This is a genomic window from Spirochaetia bacterium 38H-sp, assembly GCA_039023545.1.
Lineage (GTDB): Bacteria > Spirochaetota > Spirochaetia > Winmispirales > Winmispiraceae > Rarispira > Rarispira pelagica.
On the sequence record JBCHKQ010000016.1, the window covers coordinates 1 to 1,755 of the forward strand.

Consider the following 1,755-nt stretch of genomic DNA (forward strand, 5'->3'; position numbering starts at 1 on the left):
GGTACATACTCCCCAAGCGCAGGGTCACCCGATATCCACAAGCAGGTCTTGGGATCAAGATACCTTGCCCCGTAATAATAAAGCCCTGTCTCCTCATCTAGCTCCTTGCCTGTAAACCTGTACAGCGTACTGTACAGATTAAGACTGTCCTTACTATCTATCCACTCTTCCTCGTACACATATCTCAAATCCCCTTCTCTTTACTATCTCCTGCCTCTCCTGATTCCTCCAAATCTACAACAAAAATTTCCAACGCCTTGCTTCAAATTCCATAAAACCTTATACCGAACGTCGGGACTGCGCCCCATAAAGCCCACTACCCAAGCAGGGCGCAGCCCCTCCTGCCTCCGGCTAACACGGGGCAAAGGCAGGCTGCCACTAAGTCTTATTGTAAAACAACTTTTAGCCTCTCACCAGTTAAAAGCCTAAGAACTTAAGGTGTTGGATAATGTCCAGTATAGTACTCTTCCATCGCCAAGTAAGCACTTAGCCACCCACTGGTTTGGAGTTTAGGTATATGACTCCAAGTATATAACAAACCCGTATTAAACAGATATGAATACGATTTTAATTACCATAACATGGATCTCCGCAGCCGGTGCAGTCATATTTTGCTGCTTCTTCTCCAGTTTTTATGATATAATTATTAATCAAAGAATCCCAAATCAATTTTAGTCTTTGTTCTCCATGAAATTCGTCAAAATATGAAATAATAATAAAAACTGTTTTATCTTTCTCATTTAAATATTTCTCAATAGATACAATGGTTGAATTATCTTCATTATTAAGTACATAATAATATTCAATTCTTTTAATTTTTCGTATTTCATCGGTTTTAGAAATATAAACGCAATCAGTGCCATAAATAATTGTTATACTCTTTTCTTTAATACTTATTTTCCCAGAATCATCATTCTTAATATAGTTTTTTATCAATTCAAATTGTCTAACAACCTCTTTAAACTCCGAAATAGCCTCTATAAAATATTTGTCCCTCACTAATTCTTGAGAAGGAACATAACAATTCGTAAAAACAATAAAGCTTAATAAAATGTATTTTTTTACTTCCATTCTGCCCCTCCTACAAGTTTGCAATCAGACCAATTTCTAAGCGTATCAGAATATATTTTCTGCACACTAGCCTCATTCCACGTTGCAGGATTCGAATCTTGTAGATGAAATTCCAATGTAATGACATAATCGCCTCTTGCATCACTCCCTTTATCGATAATAGTCGCAGTATGCCCTGAAAAACCAGGATCTGCTGTTGGTGACAACATTTCTCCTTCATGTACTTTATGAGTTATATCAGGTTCATAAATCAAGACATCACCAACTTTTAATTTAGCATATAACGCTTTTGGATCATTTATTATGTTACCCTCTGCATCACGATAATACTTGATATAGCTGCTATCTCTTAAGTCACTTGCTTTATGCATGGGTGTTATAGCAGGACTTTTCCACATATTTCGAAATGATATTGCACCATGTGTACAAGCCCACTTTGAAATCCCTTTTATATATGTCAAAGTTGTACTATCAATATTATATAAACCTATTTCATAGTAAACATATTTTGATCCATCCCAATATCTACTTGTTATATTTCTATAAAAACTACTTCCACTCATTACTTTCGCCACCAGCGCTCTCAGGGTAATCCTCCCATCCGGATCAATATACTTCACCGGATTATTCCCCGCATAATGATACAGCTGCAGGTTTACAAGATTGTACACACCTCCCTGTCCC

The 1,755-nt window shown here is 36.9% G+C and carries 3 protein-coding genes; all 3 read right to left on the bottom strand.

What is annotated here, in order from left to right; all coding sequences use genetic code 11:
- The coding region (locus tag WKV44_10545; GenBank protein ID MEM5948974.1) for an RHS repeat-associated core domain-containing protein at positions 1–179 on the bottom strand (179 nt) is incomplete at its 3' end.
- A 388-nt stretch (positions 180–567) separates the two neighbouring features.
- Positions 568–1,071 carry a hypothetical protein gene (locus tag WKV44_10550; GenBank protein ID MEM5948975.1) on the bottom strand — a complete coding sequence of 168 codons (504 nt, stop codon included), beginning with the start codon at positions 1,069–1,071 and terminating at the stop codon, positions 568–570.
- The coding region (locus WKV44_10555) for a hypothetical protein (protein MEM5948976.1) at positions 1,062–1,755 on the bottom strand (694 nt) is incomplete at its 5' end. The genes WKV44_10555 and WKV44_10550, both read right to left, overlap by 10 nt.

Bases quoted from the DNA above. Each gene is read 5' to 3' on its own strand.
- WKV44_10550 (MEM5948975.1), bottom strand. From the start codon at position 1,071: ATGGAAGTAAAAAAATACATTTTATTAAGCTTTATTGTTTTTACGAAT.